Origin of the sequence: Kitasatospora sp. NPDC057512, assembly GCF_042802135.1 — a bacterium.
Classification (GTDB): Bacteria; Actinomycetota; Actinomycetes; order Streptomycetales; family Streptomycetaceae; genus Kitasatospora.
Genome location: NZ_JBHVET010000752.1, coordinates 1 through 4,027, shown reverse-complemented (window position 1 = coordinate 4,027; position 4,027 = coordinate 1). Strand labels below are relative to the sequence as shown.

The following is a 4,027-nucleotide window of genomic DNA, read 5'->3' as shown; positions in this document are numbered from 1 at the left end:
GCCGCACGGGCGAGACACCCCCGACGGGGCCGGAGCAGCCGCGGGGCGGCGCCCGGACCACCGGCGCCGCCGCGCGGGCCGAGGCGGCGCGGATCGCCGCCGCCCTGGTCCGCGCCCGCACGCGGGCGGACACGCCCGCCGAGGCCGCCGAGCCGCCCCAGGCCGAGCCGGCCCTGCCGCCCAGCGCCGGCATCGAGGCCGAGACCCGCTGGCTGACCCAGGTCGCCCAGGCCCTGCGGACCATGCCGCCGCTGCCCGTCGGCCGCACCGCCGGCTGACCGGAGCGGGGGCGGCCGCGCGGATCATGGTCCCGTCAAGGAACCGGCAGGGCCCCGTCAAGATCGCGGAGGCGGGCCCGCGGCGCTGCGCGTCGCCGGCGCGGACCCGATAGGGTGGACCGCTTCCCCTGTCCGCATCCCGTCCCAGGAGCACAGCGCCGTGTCCGACAGCTTCGCGCACCTGCACGTCCACACCGAGTACTCGATGCTGGACGGCGCCGCCAAGAACGGCAAGCTGTTCGCCGAGGCGGAGAGACAGGGCATGCCCGCCATCGCGATGAGCGACCACGGCAACATGTTCGGCGCGTACGAGTTCTTCCACGCGGCCGCCAAGACCGGGGTGAAGCCGATCATCGGCATCGAGGCGTACGTCGCGCCGGGCTCGCGCTTCCTGAAGAAGCAGGTGTTCTGGTCCCCCGGCGGCCAGCGCCCGACCGGCTCGGACGGCGAGGGCGGCAAGGACGTCTCCGGTGGCGGCCGCTACACCCACATGACCATGTGGGCGCAGAACGCCACCGGCCTGCGGAACCTCTTCAAGCTCTCCTCGCTCGCGTCGATGGAGGGCTACTACATGAAGCCCCGCATGGACCGCGAGCTGATCGCCGCCAACGCGACCGGCATCATCGCCACCACCGGCTGCCCCTCCGGCGAGGTCCAGACCCGGCTGCGCCTCGGCCAGTACGAGGAGGCCGTCAAGGCGGCCGGCGCCTACCAGGACATCTTCGGCAAGGAGAACTACTTCCTGGAGCTGATGGACCACGGGCTCTCCATCGAGCAGGACGTCCGCGAGGACCTGCTGCGCCTGGCCAAGCACCTGGACATCCCGCTGCTGGCCACCAACGACTCGCACTACGTCACCGCCGACCAGGCCGACGCCCACGACAGCCTGCTCTGCGTCGGCGTGGGCAAGAACAAGGACGACCCGAACCGCTTCAAGTTCAACGGCAGCGGCTACTACGTCAAGACCGCCGAGGAGATGCGCGAGCTCTTCCGCGAGCTGCCGGAGGCCTGCGACAACACCCTGGCGATCGCCGAGCGGGTGGAGTCGTACGAGGAGGTCTTCACCTACGTCGACCGGATGCCGCAGTTCGACGTCCCCGAGGGCGAGACCCAGGCCTCCTTCCTGCGCCAGAAGATCGCCGCCGGCCTCCAGCACCGCTACGGCGACAACCCCAGCCAGGAGGTGCTGGACCGGGTCGAGCTGGAGATGGGCGTGATCACCCCGATGGGGTTCGACGCCTACTTCCTCGTGGTCGCCGACATCTGCCAGTACGGCCGGGACAACGGCATCCCGGTCGGCCCGGGCCGTGGTTCGGCGGCCGGCTCGATGGTCGCCTACCTGACCGGCATCACCCAGCTGGACCCGCTGGAGCACGACCTGCTGTTCGAGCGGTTCCTCAACCCCGAGCGCATCAACCCCCCGGACGTCGACATCGACTTCGACGACCGCCAGCGCGACCAGATGGTCCGCTACGTCACCGACAAGTACGGCTCCGCCTACACCGCCCAGGTCAACACCTTCGGCACGATCAAGGCCAAGGCCGCCGTCAAGGACGCCAACCGCATCCTGGGCTACCCCTTCGCCATGGGCGACCGGATCACCAAGGCGATGCCGCCGGACGTCATGGGCAAGGGCGTGCCGCTGGCCGACCTGTTCAACGACAAGCACCCGCGGTACAACGAGGGCACCGAGATCCGGGCGCTCTACGACAACGAGCCCGACGTCAAGAAGATCATCGACACCGGCCGGGGCATCGAGGGCCTGATCCGCGGCACCGGCGTGCACGCCGCCGCCGTCATCCTCTCCTCGACCCCGCTGCTCGAACTGATCCCGCTGCACATGCGGGACAAGGACGGCGTGATCATCACCGGCTTCGACTACCCGTCGTGCGAAGCCATGGGCCTGATCAAGATGGACTTCCTGGGTCTGCGGAACCTGGGCATCATCGACCACTGCATCAAGATCGTGAAGGCCAACCGGGGCGTCGACGTCGACATCGAGAAGATCCCGATCGACGACCCCACCACCTACCAGCTGCTGGCCCGCGGCGACACCCTCGGCGTGTTCCAGCTCGACGGCGGCCCCATGCGCGCCCTGCTCAAGCTGATGAAGCCCACCGAGTTCGCCGACATCTCCGCCGTCTCCGCGCTGTACCGGCCCGGCCCGATGGGCATGAACTCGCACACCAACTACGCCCTGCGCAAGAACGCCCAGCAGGAGATCATCCCGATCCACCCCGAGCTGGAGGAACCGCTCAAGGACGTCCTCGGCCCCACCTACGGCCTGATCGTCTACCAGGAGCAGGTCCAGCGAGCCGCCCAGGTGCTGGCCGGCTACTCGCTCGGACAGGCAGACCTGCTCCGCCGCGCGATGGGCAAGAAGAAGAAGGAGGTCCTGGAGAAGGAGTTCGTCCCCTTCCACGCCGGCTGCAAGGAGCGCGGCTACTCCGACGAGGCCATCCAGGCGGTCTGGGACGTCCTGGTCCCGTTCGCCGGCTACGCGTTCAACAAATCGCACTCCGCCGCGTACGGCCTGGTCTCCTACCAGACCGCCTACCTCAAGGCCAACTACCCCGCCGAGTACATGGCCGCCCTGCTCACCTCCGTCGCCGACGACAAGGACAAGATGGCGATCTACCTGGCCGAGTGCCGGCAGATGGGCATCAAGATCCTCTCCCCCGACGTCAACGAGTCGGTGGTCGACTTCACCGCCGTCGGCAGCGACGTCCGGTTCGGCCTCAAGGCGGTGCGCAACGTCGGCGTGCCCGTCATCGAGTCCCTGGTCGGCACCCGCGAGGAGAAGGGCAAGTACACCTCCTTCGCCGACTTCCTGGACAAGGTCGAACTGGTGGTGTGCAACAAGCGCACCGTCGACTCCCTCGTCAAGGCGGGCGCCTTCGACTCGCTCGGCCACACCCGGCTCTCGCTCAGCAGCGTGCACGAGAACGCGATCGACGCCGTCACCGGGCTGAAGAAGCAGCAGGCCATCGGACAGGACGACCTGTTCGGCGCCCTCGACGCCGGGGACGGCGGCGGGCCCGGCATCGGGCTCGACTTCCAGCTCACCGAGAACGAGTGGCCCCGGCGCCAACTCCTCGCCCTGGAACGCGAGATGCTCGGCCTCTACGTCTCCAGCCACCCGCTGGACGGCGCCGAGCACATCCTCTCCCAGAACCGCGACAGCTCGATCGCCCAGCTCCTCGACTCCGGCCGCTCCGAGGGCGAGGTCCGGCTCTCCGGGCTGATCACCGGCGTCGACCGGCGGATCAACAAGGCCGGCAACGCGTGGGCGATCATCACCCTCGCCGACCGCGACGGCTCGGTCGAGGTGCTGTTCTTCCCGGCGACCTACAACCTCATGGCCGAGCAGATGATCGAGGACAACGTGATCTCGATCCGCGGCCGGCTCAACGAGCGCGACGGGTCACTGAGCGTCTTCGGCCAGGAGATCACCACCCTCGACGTCTCCTCCGCCGAGCTCGGCACCAAGCCGCCCGTCCAGATCACCGTCCCGGCCGCCCGGATCAACCCCCAGGTGGTCGCCGAACTCAAGCTCGCCCTCCAGAACCACCCCGGCGACGTCCCGGTCCGGCTGCGCACCACCAACTGGGACAAGGACACCCTCTACGAGCTCGGGTTCCGGGTGAACCCGGACAACGGGCTCGCCTCGGACGTCAAGACCCTCCTCGGCAACCGCGCCTGGGCGGGGGCCGTCGTCCGGTCCTGACCGGCGCCGGCCCGGCCCGGTC

The 4,027-nt window shown here is 69.4% G+C and carries 2 protein-coding genes; both read left to right on the top strand.

All coding sequences use genetic code 11. The features are described from left to right. The coding region (locus ACFU6K_RS33185) for a DUF6545 domain-containing protein (protein ID WP_380669400.1) at nt 1–278 on the top strand (278 nt) is incomplete at its 5' end. 160 nt (nt 279–438) lie between these two features. Continuing rightward, nucleotides 439–4,005 (top strand): DNA polymerase III subunit alpha, encoded by a 3,567-nt coding sequence (dnaE, locus tag ACFU6K_RS33180; RefSeq protein ID WP_380669399.1) that lies wholly within the window; start codon nt 439–441, stop codon nt 4,003–4,005. The last annotated feature ends 22 nt before the right edge of the window (nt 4,006–4,027 follow it).